The organism is Comamonas sp. SCN 65-56 (genome assembly GCF_001724135.1).
Classification (GTDB): domain Bacteria; phylum Pseudomonadota; class Gammaproteobacteria; order Burkholderiales; family Burkholderiaceae_C; genus Comamonas_C.
Window position 1 is genome coordinate 1 of sequence record NZ_MEDS01000047.1, and the last position, 12,844, is coordinate 12,844.

Sequence of the window (12,844 nt, forward strand, 5' to 3'; positions counted from 1 at the left end):
CAGGAAAGACGGTGGCAACAGGGCCAACCGGGTTCCTCGTGCCGACCGCACCGAACAGCCGAAAGGCTGGGCTCCGAATCTAGGAATCCGGTGTGCGGTGTGAACAGCAAACCTCTTTTTGTCAGGAGAAAGACCATGCAACTCGCATCCCGTTTCGCTTCCCGCTCCCCTTCGCTACGCAGTGATTACCCGCTGTCCGATGACCAGATTCATCACGTAGCCCCGTCCATCTTCGCGGATGCCCCGCACGAAAGCCGTTCGCAGAGGTACGCCTACATCCCCACCGCCACGGTGCTGACCGAGCTTCGCAAGGAGGGGTTTCAACCCTTCATGGTGACGCAGACCCGCGTGCGCGATGAAGGCCGCCGCGAGCACACCAAACACATGATCCGGCTGCGCCACGCCAGCCAGATCAACGGCGCGGAAGCCAATGAAATCGTGCTGCTGAACTCCCATGACGGCACCAGCAGCTATCAGATGCTGGCCGGGATGTTCCGCTTCGTTTGCAGCAATGGCCTTGTCTGCGGCGACACCGTGGCGGACGTGCGCGTACCCCACAAAGGCGATGTGGCCGGGCACGTCGTCGAAGGCGCTTATCAAGTGTTGAGCGGCTTCGAGCGCGTGAAGGAAAACCGCGAAGCAATGCGGGCCGTCACGCTCGACGATGGCGAGGCCGAAGTATTCGCCCGTGCCGCATTGGCCCTCAAGTACGACGACCCGAACAAGCCCGCGCCCGTCACCGAGTCACAAATCCTGATGCCGCGCCGGTTTGACGACCGCCGCCCCGACCTGTGGAGCGTGTTCAACCGCGCACAGGAGAACTTGACCAAGGGCGGATTGCATGGCCGCAGCGCCAACGGACGCCGCCAGCGCACCCGCCCCGTGCAGGGCATTGATTCCGATGTGCGCCTGAACCGCGCCCTGTGGCTGCTGGCCGATGGTATGCGCGCCCTCAAAGCCTGACCGTTCCCCCCGTCGGAGGGGCGGTTTCCCCTCCATTCCCTTGTTTCACTCGATTGGAGATTCACCATGAACGCCGTCACCCAAACCGAAGCCCGCGCCATCCAAGCCCCTGCGCTGGAAGCTGCCGACCCCACGAAGAACCTGATTCTGGTGCCGCTGTCGCGGCTGGTGCTGCGCCCCACGGGCCGCAACGTGCGCAAGACCCCGCGCATGTCCATTCCCGAGTTGGCTGCATCCATCCAGCGTGTGGGCCTGTTGCAAAACCTGATCGTGATTGCATCCGCCGATGGCGAGCATTACGAGGTGGTGGCCGGTGGCCGCAGGCTGGCCGCGTTGAAGCTGCTGGCGAAAAAGCACCGCATCAGCAAGGAATGGGAAGTGCCTTGCCTGCTGGTGGCCGACGGCACGGCCCGCACGGCCAGCCTCACCGAGAACGTGCAGCGCGAAGCTATGCACCCCGCCGACCAGTTCGAGGCATTCGCCGCGCTGGTGGCCGAAGGCAGACCCATTGAGGACATTGCAGCGGATTTTTCCGTCACGCCGCTGGTGGTGCAACGCCGCCTGAAACTCGCCAATGTCTCGCCGCGATTGATAGCCGACTATCGCGCCGATGCCGTCACGCTCGATCAGTTGATGGCCTTATCCATCACCGATGACCACGCTGCGCAGGAAAGCGCGTTCTACGATGCGCCGCAGTGGCAGCGCGGCCCGTCTGCATTGCGGGAACGGCTGACCGAGCGCGAAATTGACGCCCATCGGCATCCGCTGGTGCGGTTTGTGGGGCTGGATACCTACGAAGCCGCAGGCGGTGGCATCCGGCGCGATCTGTTCGCGGAAGATGACGCGGGCGTGTATCTCAACGATGCGGGTTTGTTGGAGCGGCTGGCGCAAGACAAGCTGACGGGCATCGCCGCCACGGTTCGCGCCGAGGGATGGGCGTGGGTGGACGCTGCGCCCGCTACCACGTATGCCGACCTGCAAGCCTTCCAACGTGCTCCGAGGGAACGCCGCGAGCCGAATAAGCGCGAAGCGCAGCGCATCGAGAAGCTGCAAACCAAGATGCAGGAAGTCGCCGAAGCTGTGGATGCCGCGATGGACGCCGAGGACGAGGACAAGGCCGATGCTCTGCAGGAGGAAGGCGAAGCCCTGGGCGAGCAGTTGCAGGCGCTGGAGGATGGTTTGCAAGGGTATGCCTCGAACGTGAAGGCCGCAGCCGGTGCCGTCATCACCATCGACCGCAACGGATTCATCGTGGGCTGCTGCGCGAGGTCGAGGCGAAAGCCCTTCGCACGCTGGAAAAGCTGCGGCAGGGTTTCAGCGGCGCGGATACCGCGAACGAGGACGAAGGCGAGGAAGACGAAGCGCCCAAGGTCGCAGCGATTTCCGACAGGCTGGCTCAGCGCCTGAGCGCCCACCGCACCGCCGCGCTGCAAATCGAGGTGGCCCAGCATCCGCAGGTGGCATTGGCCGCACTGGTGTATGGCATGGTGCAGACCGTCCTGCAGGGCCGCTACCACGGCCACGACCTCCCGCTGGGCGTGCGCCTCACGGTGCAAGACCGGCTGGAAGGCATGGCCCCGGACTGGCCGGAATCGCCCGCCGCCGTGGCTCTGCGCGAATTGCAGCAAGTCACGGGCGACGCCTTGCCGCAGGACAGCGCCGAACTGTTCGCCGCGCTGCTGGCGATGGAGCAAGGCGAGCTGGTGAAGCTGCTGGCCGTGTGCGTGGCTTCGACGGTGGACGTGGTGACGCCACGCGCCACGCCGCACCAGCCCGGCGCGGAACTGGCGCAGGCAGTGGGCCTTGATATGGCTGCATGGTGGAAGCCGACTGCGGAAGGCTACTTTAAGCACGTTCCGAAGGCCGTGATTCTGGATGCCGTGGGCGAGTTTGCGCCGGATTCCGTCAACCGGCTGGCGAAGCTCAAGAAGGCCGACATTGCCAGCGAGGCGGCGCGACTGGCCGAGGGTACGGGCTGGATGCCCGCCATCTTCAAGGCCGAAGAGCCGCAGGAAGAAGGCCCGAAGCAGGACGCCCCGGACGATACCAAAGCCGTGGCGGATGAACCCACCGAGGCATTGGCAGCTTGACCCGTGCCGAAGGAGAGCGCCCCGGCCTCAACCGGGGCGCATCCTTTCAGGGAGAACCGCCCATGACCCGCACCACTACCAGCCGCCCGCGCATGGCTGCAATCTACGCCCCCGGCACGGTGCGCGCCCGCCGCTGGCACGGCGATGGCGACGTACGCGGCTACCGCCCGCCCTCGGGCTGGACGGCCCGCGCCGACCTCACCGACGTTCACCCCATCACGGGCCGCGCCTTGGTGCGCGCCGTGTGGTGGATCATCGAGACGAAGGAATAACCGTCATCGGCACCGGCCCCAGCGTTTTACCGCTGGGGCCGGTGGATTCAAAAATCCGGGTGCGGCGGTGGCCGCACCCGGTGTCAAATCCGAACAACCTGGATACCACACCGCCGCCCTCGCTCATGCTCGGGCGGCGGCGCTGCAATACCCGAGTGGCATGCCTACACAACGAGTCAGATGGCCGCCGCGTGGCAGGCGTCCCTCATGCACTGCAACTTGAGCACCCCCCGCTGCATTTGCACAGGCGGGCACTTGACCGATCCGTAGGAGCAGAACACGCAGCAGTCTCCCGCCTTCGGCCGCAGCAACGTCTTGCACTGTTCGCACTCGTAGAAGAACTGACAGGCATCGGTCGGCATGGTTTCATGCGTGGCATGGCCGCAGTGCGGGCAGGTCAGCACCGACTCCATTGTGGGTGTGCCGGTTGTCATTTGCGCAGCGTCGAAGGGTAGCCCGCGTCGGTGGTCGCCTGCACGAGCGCCGAGACTTGAGCCTGGTCTGCGTCGAACGTGACGGTCGCTGTCTTCTTTGCGAAGTCGATCCTGACCTGGCTGACGCCAAGCACCCTCTCCAGGGACTTCTTCACCGTGATTGGGCACAGCTCGCAGGTCATGTTCTGCACATGGAGCGTAGTCGTCTGCGGCGTTGCGGCCAGGGCAGCGAACGGCGACAGCGCGACGAGCAGCGATACGACTGATTTGCGCATGAAAGCTCCTTCAAAGAAACAGGGGTGCCAGCCAGGGCACGGACAACAAGGCGAGAAGCACCAGCGCGACGATCCAGAAGATCAGCCGCTGGCGCTTGAGGACGCTCGATCGGGCGCAGGCGTCGCCGGGCTCGCAGGCCGGCTGCTGAAAGTACAGACGCCGGAACGCCAAACCCACGAACAGAAACGTTGCCGCAATGAACCAGGGCCGCAGCGGCTCCAGTGCGGTGAGACTGGCGATCCAGGCGCCACCGATGCCCATCATCAGCAGCACCAGCGGCACCACACAGCACACCGAGGCGCCGATGGCGGCCAGCGCCCCGGCGACGAGCGAGTTCTTGAAGTTGAAGGTGGGCATGGGTGTGTGGAAACGTCTTCGATACTTGCCACTCTAAACTCCGTACCATGCTACGGAGTCAAGGGGGCGAACAATGAGCGAGCTGACGATAGGGAGCCTGGCCGACGAGGCCGGCGTCAACGTCGAGACCATCCGCTACTACCAGCGGCGCGGACTGATGCCGGAGCCGGACAAGCCGGCCCAGGGGTATCGCCGCTACGACGCCACCACGGTCAAGCGCGTGCGCTTCATCAAGCGGGCGCAGGCGCTGGGCTTCACACTGGAGGAGATCGGCGGCCTGCTCAAACTCGACGAGGCCCATGCCTGCGCCGAAACGCGCGAACTGGCCTCGCACAAGCTACAAACGATCGAAACCAAGCTGGCCGATTTGGTGGCAATGCGCAAGGCACTCACGGCACTGCTGTGCCAGTGCGATGCAGGTGCGATGAAGGGGAACTGCCCCATCATTCATGCTTTGGGGTCAGACTGACACCCGCGAAGCTTAGATTTCCACGCCTTCGCGCCTGCGGCGCTGCACTTGGCGCTCCTGCTGCACCGCCGAACCGGCTATGCCGGCTCGGTCAGGGCCTGGTCTCACATGCGCTAATGGCTGTGTTGGTGATGCACGTCCGGGAAGTGCGGATGGCGGTGCGAGAGGGGCTCATGCCGATGCGGGTGGGCGTGCGGCTCGACGCCATCCCAGGGGAAGTCATGTGTGTGGCGGTGGTGTTCGTCATGCACATGCCGGTGGGCATGTGCCAGGGGCTCATGCGTGTGCGCGTGTTCGTGCCGCTCGGTCAGGTGCAGCCAGACGCCCACCCCCATCAGCGCCGCCGCCAGCCAGAACACACCCGAGGTCGGCTCACCCAGGGCCACGATGGCGATGGCGGCTCCGATGAAGGGTGCTGTCGAGAAGTACGCCCCCGTGCGGGCCGAGCCGAGGCCGCGCAAGGCCAGCACGAACAGCACCAGGCTGACGCCGTAGCCGGCCAGTCCGACGCTCATGGCCTGTGCCACGCGCGGCCAGGCCGGCAGCGTTGCGCCGAGCGCCAGTGCCAGCGCGAGGTTCGTGGCGCCCGCCACCAGTCCTTTGGTGCCCGCGATGAAAACCGCATCAGAGGCCGATACCTTGCGCGTCAAGTTGTTGTCCACGGCCCAGCACAGGCAGGCGCCGGCCACGGCCAAGCTGCCCAGCGTGCTGCTCTGTCCCATGCCATCGTGTTGCGGCCAGGCCAGCAGCAGGCCACCCGCCACGATGAAGGCTATGCCCAGCACGATGCGTCGGTCGGCGTTTTCCCGGAAGACGACCCATGCCAGCACGGCCGTCAGCACCGCCTCCATATTCAGCAGCAGCGAGGCATCGGCGGCCGTGGTGTGCGCCAGCCCGATCATCAGCAGCAAGGGGCCCAGCACGCCGCCACTGGCGATGGCGCCAAGCAGCCAGGGCCATTCCCGCGCGGGCAGGCCGAGCGCGGCAAAGCCGCGATCTCTGATGAGGCGAACGGTCCACAGGCCGATGCCGCTGCCCAGGTACAGCAGGCCGGCCAGCATGATGGGCGACACGTCGCCGACCATCTGCTTGGCGAAGGGCGTGCTAGCACCGAACAGCAGTGCGGCGGCCAGGGCGGCGAGGATGGAGGAGCGGCCTGTCATGGAGGGTGAACTTACGAATCGAGGGGCAAATATCACCTTACACCGATTCCATAACGCCTCGATGATGCGGGGCTGGTTTGAGCGTTGATGCAGCAGGGCGTATCGGCGCAATGCGCCGCCGGGCTATTGGGCTGCGCCCCGTGCCGACTTTGTCGTCACGTCCATTCGGCGGCTATCCCTCACGCACCTTCGCGCCTGCGGCGCAGCGCTTACCTCCGGGGGAAAGCCCTGCGGGCTATCCCCGCCGCGCAGGCTTGGCGCCCCTCGATACCACCGAACCGGCAGCGCCGGATCGGCCGGGCCAGCGCCCCGTCGCATGGGCAGTGCCCGGTGGGTACGCCGGGGCTTGCTGCGGCAGGTTGTGCGAATGCGTGCCGTCCACGACGCTGGGGGCTCATTGCCCGTGTTGTCACGAAGGACGGTTCACGGATGGTCGCTCGGCCTTGCTGGGGACTCCACACCGTGCGTTCAGCATGACCGCCTGCATGGGATGAGGCGCATTCCCGCTGGTCGTTGGGGAATGGCCTTGTCGAGTCAGGGGGCGTGCCGCTGAAGCCTTCGTGCGGGGATGCCGGGGTGGCCATGGCTCCTTTCGGATGGGGGGTGGTTCGGCCCAAGGCGTCCTTGTGTTCTTGTGAATCCTGGCGGGGGCGCGGCTGCGCCTCGGGCTTCATGGCTGCAACCGTCCGGCGAAAACAATTTCCCCGCCGCTGTGCGGCTCCTCGCAGGACAAATTGTTTTTGCCCCCCGGTTCTCCACTGCGTTGCGACCGCAAGCGGTGCAGCCCGCCCGTCCACCGCCGGTCGGATCACAACAAGGACGCGATAGGCGCGAACCTTGTTCAACCGTAAGGAGATTCATCATGGCAACCATCGGCACCTTCACCGCGGACAAAGACGGCTTCACCGGCACGCTGCGCACCCTGACCCTCAACATCAAGGCCAAGCTGGTTCCCAACGACAAGGGGGACAACGAGCACGCCCCGGACTTCCGGGTACAGGCGGCAGGCTTCGACATCGGCGCGGCGTGGAAAAAGGTCAGCAAGGCCGAACGGCCCTACGTGTCCGTGACCCTCGACGATCCTTCGTTCCCGGCCACGGTCTATGCCCGGCTGATTGAGGACGAAGACGGCACGCATACGCTGATCTGGTCGCGCAGCAAGCCCCAGGCGGCCTGACGGCCGCCCAGCGCCCCGCCCGAGCGGCGGGGCGCTGGGCTGCTTTCGCAGCACGGCATGGAGGCAACATCGTCACTGGAGCGCGACCCGTGTCGGCCTGTTACAGCGTTGAGACCGTGGTTGCACGGACAGCATGGCGTGCCGGTGCTTTGCACCGCCGGGCTTTCGGGCTGGGCCCCGTGCCGGCTGCGCCTTCGCGCCTGCGGCGCTGTGCGCTTTGCTTGCCTCCAGGGGAAAGCCTTGCGGCTATCCCCGCCGCGCGACGCTTGGCGCCCCTGAAAACTCCGAACCGGCTGTGCCGGATCGGCCAGGCCAACGCCAATGCAGGCTACTGCGCATCGTCTTTCTTCAGCATGGCCTCCAGCTCCTGCCGCACTTGTGCCAGAAGCTGCTCGGCCCGCTGCGCGTCGTCGCCGGCATAGGCCAGCGTCAACAGCGTGAGCGGGTGAACCTCCATGACCTCGCACAGCTCGGCGAGCTTGTTCAAGGTGGGACTTTTCAGGTCGCGCTCCAGCGAACTCATGTAGGTACGGCTGGACACATCCGAGAAGGCTTCCTGGCTCAGTCCACGCGCCTTCCTGATGGTCTTCAACGCCTCCGACAATGTGTGTTTCGCTGCCAACCTTGGATCTCCCCGAAATCCAAGATGACAGTTGATTGCGCCTTATAGAGCTACAATCTATAGTGTTCATTACTGACCGATTATCGCTCTTGTGCTTTTATGGCAATCCGTATTCACGGCTTCCGACGCAAGCGCAAAACCGCATCCGTGGTTTTCCTCAAACCCGTCGATCCGGTTCTACGCTTTCACGCTTTGGCGGATTTGTGCAGCAAGAAGGGATTGCCATGAACCGACTCATCACCGAAGACGAGCGCAGGCAGTTGCTGGCCCACGGCCAATCCCGGGCCGCTGGCCAAGCCATCGACCCGCTGCCCGTGGTGCGGCTGTTCACGCCGGATGCCCATGCCACCTGGTTGCTGGCTGCACTTGACCCGGCCGATGGCGATACGGCCCACGGCCTGATCGACCTCGGGATCAGCATGCCCGAGCTGGGAACGGTGAAGCTCTCCGACCTCGCTGCCATCGTTGGGCCCCGCCAGCAGCCGGTGATGCGGGATCGGTATTTCCAGGCGGTGCGGCCTCTGTCGGAATACCTGCGGCTGGCGCAGAAGAACGGTTCCGTCGTCGATTGAAACGTTCGCGCGTCAGCCAAGTGGGGCGCATTCAGACTATTTCAGTCTGGCTCCAGACTCACCACGTCTCAATCAGCACTCTTGCGCGCAGGCCCTGTACTTGTGCTGGAAACAGTCACGATCTTTCATGCAGCTTGCGGCACGGTATCTGATGCCGCGCGATGTTTTGGAATTGCGCGGTCGTCGTATTCGGACGAATTTCGCAATACACCGGAGCCCATCGGTCTTGACACCCAATGTTACAGCCCAACCCGATTGTGATGGCAGCTGATCGTCTGCGATAGCCCCGTGTTGAACGCCCGTGACGACGTTCCTGATCTTCGACAGGAGCTTGGCGATCATGGGCAACCCTCACCATCTCGCGCACTGGTATCCGACCGCTGCCTACCTCTACATCCTGGGCCTGGATGCACTCGCGCTGGCCTGGGAGTACCTGCGCAGGCATCCCGATTACCGGCTCGACTGGCTGCGCCGTGCGCGCCGCCCCGATGCTGCGCAGCGCTGGGGCCTGCGCCTGCTGGAAGACCCGGCCCTGGATGCGCGCGAGGCGTATCCGGCCTGGGTACCCGGCCACGATGCCGTGGTGCAGCTCTATCCGGACGCTGATCCGCCGCAGGATGCCACCACCTTCGCGTTCTGGCGCATCCCCGGCCACAAGCAACTGCTGCACGACGGCAAGGGGCTGATGCTGATCGCGCGAAGCCCCGGCCATTGGCAGCGCTTCGTACTGGCGCCCGGCCTGGAAGACGGCATGGCCGTGGCCCATGCCTATCGCGGTCGCGGCGTCACGCATGCGCCCGACACGCCGGCGCCAATGGCCCGGCCCAGGCCGCCCCCCGCTGCGCTGCTGGAACTGCACACCTTGCAGGCGCTGGACGCGACCCTGGCGGGCGCGTCCTCACGCGACGTCGCCGAAGGGCTGTTCGGCGCCGATGCCGTGGTCGATTGGTACAGCGACGGCGGCCTGCGCTCGAAGGTGCGCCGCCTGGCACGGCGTGGCGATGCGCTGATGCGCGGCGGCTACCGCCGCCTAGCACAACTGTCCCCGCTTGAGAAGGGTCGTTTTGAAGGCGACGCAAAACGGCCCTGAGCAAAAGGGCCGCATTTTCTGAGACTGCCTCCATCCGGTTGCGCTGTGTGGCCGGGCGTTTTCAACCGATGGAGGTTCACACCATGCGTCCCGCTCCCTTGCGGCCTGCCGCCACTGTCTCGACCACTGCCGCTGCGCAGCCGCAGCGTTACCTCACCAACGACGAAGCCGCCGACTACTTGCGCCTGTCGCCGCGCACGCTGGAGAAGCAGCGCGTGATCGGCGGCGGCCCGCGCTTTCGCAAGTTCGGCCGGCGCGTCATGTACGCCGTGGCCGACCTCGATGCCTGGGCCGCCGATCGCAGTTTCGAGACGACTTCGGACCCCGAGTATGCCGAGCACCACTCGGCCGACAGCCGTGCGCGCTGATCGGCGGCGCGCGGCAGGCCATCGCCATGTCCAGCCCGGCGCTGCCCATGCGGCAGCGGCCATTGCAGGAGCGCGAACAGCTCGACCTGTTCCGCGCCTTGCCCGGCGACATGGCGCCGCGCGACAGCCAGGATTTGATGGCCTATCCGTTCTTCTCGCTCGGCAAGTCCAAGCGGGTCAAGCCCATCGACTTTCGCGCGGGCAACGTGACGATCTGCGTGGAAGGCACGGCCGAGCACGGCATCGCCACTATTTGGGATGCCGACATCCTGATCTGGGCCGCCAGCCAGATCATGGAAGCCAAGGACGCGGGCCTGCAGCCGTCGCGGCTGATGCGCGCCACGCCCTACGAGATCCTGCGCTTCATCGGGCGCGGCAAGTCGCTGCGCGACTACCAGCGCCTCAAAGCGGCCTTGGATCGCCTGCAATCCACGACCGTGGCCACGTCCATCCGCGAGACGACCGGGCGGCGCCTACATCGCTTCTCGTGGATCAACGAATGGAAGGAACTGGCCGATGCCAAGGGTGCGCCCTTGGGCATCGAGCTGATCCTGCCGGACTGGTTCTACGCGGGCGTGCTCGATGCCGCCTTGGTGCTGACCATCGACCCAGCGTATTTCCGGATGACGGGCGGCATCGAGCGGTGGCTGTACCGCCTGGTGCGCAAGCACGGCGGACGCCAGCCCGGCGGCTGGCAATTCGACTTCCGGCACCTGCACCGCAAATCGGGCAGCACGGCCAAGCCCTACGATTTCGCCTGCGACCTGCGCGCCTTGGTGGCGCGGCAGTCGCTGCCGGGCTACGTCCTGGGCATCGAGCGGCTGGATGGCGCCGAGCTGCTGACGTTCCGGCCCGTGCCGTACACGGCACGGTGATAACTGCGGTAAAGCCTGTGGACGGGCTCGTGCTATCAGGCGTGCCAGGTATCGTGCTATCAGGCGTGGGACTATCGTGCTATCAGGCGTGTCCATCGCCCGCAAAGCCAATGCTGGCGCGGGTTTCGGCCTCCCTTAACTTCCCTAACTTAAAAACTCTAACTGGTAGTAGAAGCGCCGCGCCTCGGTGGACAACCACCAAACCGGCGAACGAAGGGCTCGAAAACCAGCAGCAACAGCCCGGCTTTCCAACACGGAGGGCCAGGCCATGATCGTCGCTTTGCTCAACCAGAAAGGCGGCGTGGGCAAGACCACGCTCGCCACCCACATCGCCGGCGAACTGGCGATGCGCGGCCAGCACGTCGTGCTGCTGGATGCCGACCCGCAGGGTTCATCGCTGGATTGGACGCAACGCAGGAGCCAGCAAGGCTTGCCAAGGCTGTTCAGCGCCGTGGGCCTGGCACGCGAAACGCTGCATCAGGAAGCACCAGAACTCGCCAGGCGGGCCGATCACGTTGTTATCGACGGGCCGCCGAGGATCGCCGCCTTGGCGCGCTCCGCGCTGCTGGCGGCCGAGCGGGTGCTGATCCCGGTGCAGCCCAGCCCCTACGACCTGTGGGCCAGCGCCGAGATGGTGGCACTGATCCGCGAGGCGCAGGTGTTTCGGCCTGCGCTGCGCGCGGCCTTCGTCATCAATCGCCGCGTCAGTACCACCGTGATCGGGCGCGAAGCGCGCCAGGCGCTCGCCGAGCAGCCGCTTCCTGCGCTGCGCGCCGAAGTGCATCAGCGCATCGTGTTCGCCGACAGCGTGGCCGCTGGCCGGCTCGCACGCGAAACGGCGCCCGACGGCGCCGCTGCACGCGAAATCACCGCGCTGGTGGACGAACTGCTGCGGTGGCCGGCATGACCGCGAAGCCGCCACCGAACAGCAAGCGCACGGCAAAGCGTGTCGGCATCGGCGCACGTCCGCCCGCAAATCCGCACGCCGAAGCGTGGATTCGCCAGGGCGACGCCGATGCACTGGGCAAGGGCGACCTGTACACGGCTCGCCTGACCCTCGACATCACGCCCGCGATGCGGGCGCGCATCAAGGTTTCGGCCTTCACGCAAGGCGTGACCGTGGCCGACCTGCTGCGCGGTCTGTTGGAGCGGGAGTTTCCAGAACACCGCAGGGAGAACACCCCATGATTGCATTCGCTTCGTCTGCCGCTGTCGCGGCCACGGCTGCGCCGCTACCATCACCGGCCGCGCTTGCTGGCCAGCCTGCCAGCGCACCGCTGACGCGCGTGGCGCTGGCCTACATCGAGCCATGCTTCAAGCTCTATCTGCGCTTCGGCGAGCCGGCGCGCATCATCCGGCTCGACCGCTGGCGGCGCTGCGCCGTATTCCTGCCGAACGCGGTTCTGTGCCGTGTCCGCTGGCAGGCCAACGACTACGGCACCGTGCGCTGGCAGCTCATGATGATGCAGGCTTGCACGCCGCTCGATGCGGCGCAGCGCATTCCTGGCGTGCAGCCGGGTGCGCGCCTGCTGCTGCACGCCGAGGGTGAGAACCAGGTCCGTGCCGTGCTGGAACGCATCGACGCCATCGAGGCGCTGGGCATCGCGCTCGTCGCTGTCTCGCCCGCGTACTGGCGCACGCTCGCCAATCGGCTCGCTGCGCGCCTGCCACTGCCCAAATACACCGCAGAGCGGCACGCCGCCTGGCTCATCGGGAGGGCACTGCCATGACGCTTCCATCCGCCATTGCCGGTGCAGCGGGCATTCCGCCACGTCCTCGTTCGCGCCTGCGCGCTCGCCTCGTGCTGGCGGGCATATCCACCTGCGGCCTCGCTGCGCTGGCCTGGGCGTCCTTCGTGCATCCGCTGCCGCGCCTGATCTACAACCCGTCCGATAGCGTGGCGGTCGGCTGGTATAGCGTCGATCCGCTGGGCCACGGCACCGGCTCGCAGCCACGTTCCTTGTCCGTGGGCAGCATCGTCCTGACCGCGCTGCCGCCAGACGCCGCCGCGCTGGCCGCGCAGCGCGGCTACCTGCCGGCGCGCGTGCCGCTGCTCAAGCGCGTGGGTGCCGTCGCGTCGCAGGAGGTATGCGTCACGGGTCGCATCGTCCGCATC

Annotated in this window: 17 protein-coding genes and 1 pseudogene; 13 read left to right on the forward strand and 5 right to left on the reverse strand. The window is 66.0% G+C overall.

Annotated elements, in window-relative coordinates; genetic code table 11:
• Window positions 1–135 precede the first annotated feature (135 nt).
• The 3 genes and pseudogenes from ABS45_RS17400 to ABS45_RS17410 all read left to right on the forward strand — a co-directional run bounded on the left by ABS45_RS17400 (window position 136) and on the right by ABS45_RS17410 (window position 3,325).
• On the forward strand, window positions 136–963 hold the full coding sequence (locus ABS45_RS17400; protein ID WP_201395691.1) for a DUF932 domain-containing protein: 828 nt from the start codon (window positions 136–138) through the stop codon (window positions 961–963).
• A 66-nt stretch (window positions 964–1,029) separates the two neighbouring features.
• A pseudogene (locus ABS45_RS17405) lies at window positions 1,030–3,053 on the forward strand (ParB/RepB/Spo0J family partition protein).
• Window positions 3,054–3,115: 62 nt separating this feature from the next.
• On the forward strand, window positions 3,116–3,325 hold the full coding sequence (locus ABS45_RS17410) for a hypothetical protein (RefSeq protein WP_201395693.1): 210 nt from the start codon (window positions 3,116–3,118) through the stop codon (window positions 3,323–3,325).
• Between the two features lie 176 nt (window positions 3,326–3,501).
• Here ABS45_RS17410 and ABS45_RS17415 read toward each other — a convergent pair whose 3' ends face one another.
• The 3 genes from ABS45_RS17415 to ABS45_RS17425 are packed head-to-tail and all read right to left on the reverse strand — an operon-like array spanning window position 3,502 to window position 4,392.
• Window positions 3,502–3,759: a GDCCVxC domain-containing (seleno)protein gene (locus ABS45_RS17415; RefSeq protein WP_236598212.1), complete on the reverse strand. Its 258-nt coding sequence runs from the start codon at window positions 3,757–3,759 to the stop codon at window positions 3,502–3,504.
• The gene (merP, locus tag ABS45_RS17420; protein ID WP_201395694.1) at window positions 3,756–4,034 is read right to left on the reverse strand and encodes a mercury resistance system periplasmic binding protein MerP; all 279 of its coding nucleotides are present in this window, start codon (window positions 4,032–4,034) and stop codon (window positions 3,756–3,758) included. Before merP ends, ABS45_RS17415 begins: the two co-directional genes overlap by 4 nt.
• Before the next feature lie 10 nt (window positions 4,035–4,044).
• On the reverse strand, window positions 4,045–4,392 hold the full coding sequence (locus ABS45_RS17425; RefSeq protein WP_201395695.1) for a mercuric transporter MerT family protein: 348 nt from the start codon (window positions 4,390–4,392) through the stop codon (window positions 4,045–4,047).
• Window positions 4,393–4,465: 73 nt separating this feature from the next.
• Between ABS45_RS17425 and merR the strand changes: the two genes are divergently transcribed.
• Complete coding sequence (gene merR, locus ABS45_RS17430) at window positions 4,466–4,861, forward strand: Hg(II)-responsive transcriptional regulator (RefSeq protein WP_201395696.1); 396 nt, start codon at window positions 4,466–4,468, stop codon at window positions 4,859–4,861.
• 113 nt (window positions 4,862–4,974) lie between these two features.
• On the opposite strand, the gene ABS45_RS17435 is transcribed toward merR, so the two are convergent.
• Complete coding sequence (locus tag ABS45_RS17435; RefSeq protein WP_201395697.1) at window positions 4,975–6,024, reverse strand: DMT family transporter; 1,050 nt, start codon at window positions 6,022–6,024, stop codon at window positions 4,975–4,977.
• 862 nt (window positions 6,025–6,886) lie between these two features.
• On the opposite strand from ABS45_RS17435, the gene ABS45_RS17440 reads away from it, so the two are divergent.
• Complete coding sequence (locus ABS45_RS17440; protein ID WP_201395698.1) at window positions 6,887–7,201, forward strand: DUF736 domain-containing protein; 315 nt, start codon at window positions 6,887–6,889, stop codon at window positions 7,199–7,201.
• A 328-nt stretch (window positions 7,202–7,529) separates the two neighbouring features.
• Here ABS45_RS17440 and ABS45_RS17445 read toward each other — a convergent pair whose 3' ends face one another.
• Window positions 7,530–7,823: a helix-turn-helix transcriptional regulator gene (locus ABS45_RS17445; protein ID WP_201395699.1), complete on the reverse strand. Its 294-nt coding sequence runs from the start codon at window positions 7,821–7,823 to the stop codon at window positions 7,530–7,532.
• Between the two features lie 224 nt (window positions 7,824–8,047).
• Between ABS45_RS17445 and ABS45_RS17450 the strand changes: the two genes are divergently transcribed.
• The 8 genes from ABS45_RS17450 to ABS45_RS17485 form a co-directional block, all read left to right on the forward strand.
• A complete protein-coding gene (locus tag ABS45_RS17450; RefSeq protein WP_201395700.1) occupies window positions 8,048–8,395 on the forward strand; it encodes a DUF2958 domain-containing protein in 348 nt (115 codons plus the stop codon).
• A gap of 340 nt (window positions 8,396–8,735) precedes the next feature.
• Window positions 8,736–9,485, forward strand: coding sequence for a DUF2285 domain-containing protein (locus ABS45_RS17455; protein ID WP_201395701.1), 750 nt, complete (start codon window positions 8,736–8,738; stop codon window positions 9,483–9,485).
• A gap of 83 nt (window positions 9,486–9,568) precedes the next feature.
• Window positions 9,569–9,853, forward strand: a complete 285-nt coding sequence (locus ABS45_RS17460; RefSeq protein ID WP_201395702.1) for a helix-turn-helix domain-containing protein — start codon at window positions 9,569–9,571, stop codon at window positions 9,851–9,853.
• 26 nt (window positions 9,854–9,879) lie between these two features.
• Window positions 9,880–10,728 carry a replication initiator protein A gene (locus ABS45_RS17465; RefSeq protein WP_201395703.1) on the forward strand — a complete coding sequence of 283 codons (849 nt, stop codon included), beginning with the start codon at window positions 9,880–9,882 and terminating at the stop codon, window positions 10,726–10,728.
• A gap of 268 nt (window positions 10,729–10,996) precedes the next feature.
• Window positions 10,997–11,635, forward strand: coding sequence for a ParA family partition ATPase (parA, locus tag ABS45_RS17470; RefSeq protein WP_201395704.1), 639 nt, complete (start codon window positions 10,997–10,999; stop codon window positions 11,633–11,635).
• A complete protein-coding gene (locus ABS45_RS17475) occupies window positions 11,632–11,916 on the forward strand; it encodes a hypothetical protein (RefSeq protein ID WP_063939375.1) in 285 nt (94 codons plus the stop codon). The genes parA and ABS45_RS17475 overlap by 4 nt, the downstream gene beginning before the upstream one ends.
• On the forward strand, window positions 11,913–12,458 hold the full coding sequence (locus ABS45_RS17480) for a DUF2840 domain-containing protein (protein WP_146913459.1): 546 nt from the start codon (window positions 11,913–11,915) through the stop codon (window positions 12,456–12,458). Before ABS45_RS17475 ends, ABS45_RS17480 begins: the two co-directional genes overlap by 4 nt.
• Window positions 12,455–12,844, forward strand: a 390-nt coding sequence (locus ABS45_RS17485; RefSeq protein WP_291558244.1) for a S26 family signal peptidase, incomplete at its 3' end; no start/stop codon positions are given. The genes ABS45_RS17480 and ABS45_RS17485, both read left to right, overlap by 4 nt.

What these genes read in the sequence shown, in the direction of transcription:
- ABS45_RS17400 (WP_201395691.1), top strand. Translation starts at nt 136, where the DNA reads ATGCAACTCGCATCCCGTTTCGCTTCCCGCTCCCCTTCGCTACGCAGT.
- ABS45_RS17410 (WP_201395693.1), top strand. Translation starts at nt 3,116, where the DNA reads ATGACCCGCACCACTACCAGCCGCCCGCGCATGGCTGCAATCTACGCC.
- ABS45_RS17415 (WP_236598212.1), bottom strand. Translation starts at nt 3,759, where the DNA reads ATGACAACCGGCACACCCACAATGGAGTCGGTGCTGACCTGCCCGCAC.
- merP (WP_201395694.1), bottom strand. Translation starts at nt 4,034, where the DNA reads ATGCGCAAATCAGTCGTATCGCTGCTCGTCGCGCTGTCGCCGTTCGCT.
- ABS45_RS17425 (WP_201395695.1), bottom strand. Translation starts at nt 4,392, where the DNA reads ATGCCCACCTTCAACTTCAAGAACTCGCTCGTCGCCGGGGCGCTGGCC.
- merR (WP_201395696.1), top strand. Translation starts at nt 4,466, where the DNA reads ATGAGCGAGCTGACGATAGGGAGCCTGGCCGACGAGGCCGGCGTCAAC.
- ABS45_RS17435 (WP_201395697.1), bottom strand. Translation starts at nt 6,024, where the DNA reads ATGACAGGCCGCTCCTCCATCCTCGCCGCCCTGGCCGCCGCACTGCTG.
- ABS45_RS17440 (WP_201395698.1), top strand. Translation starts at nt 6,887, where the DNA reads ATGGCAACCATCGGCACCTTCACCGCGGACAAAGACGGCTTCACCGGC.
- ABS45_RS17450 (WP_201395700.1), top strand. Translation starts at nt 8,048, where the DNA reads ATGAACCGACTCATCACCGAAGACGAGCGCAGGCAGTTGCTGGCCCAC.
- ABS45_RS17455 (WP_201395701.1), top strand. Translation starts at nt 8,736, where the DNA reads ATGGGCAACCCTCACCATCTCGCGCACTGGTATCCGACCGCTGCCTAC.
- ABS45_RS17460 (WP_201395702.1), top strand. Translation starts at nt 9,569, where the DNA reads ATGCGTCCCGCTCCCTTGCGGCCTGCCGCCACTGTCTCGACCACTGCC.
- ABS45_RS17465 (WP_201395703.1), top strand. Translation starts at nt 9,880, where the DNA reads ATGTCCAGCCCGGCGCTGCCCATGCGGCAGCGGCCATTGCAGGAGCGC.
- parA (WP_201395704.1), top strand. Translation starts at nt 10,997, where the DNA reads ATGATCGTCGCTTTGCTCAACCAGAAAGGCGGCGTGGGCAAGACCACG.
- ABS45_RS17475 (WP_063939375.1), top strand. Translation starts at nt 11,632, where the DNA reads ATGACCGCGAAGCCGCCACCGAACAGCAAGCGCACGGCAAAGCGTGTC.
- ABS45_RS17480 (WP_146913459.1), top strand. Translation starts at nt 11,913, where the DNA reads ATGATTGCATTCGCTTCGTCTGCCGCTGTCGCGGCCACGGCTGCGCCG.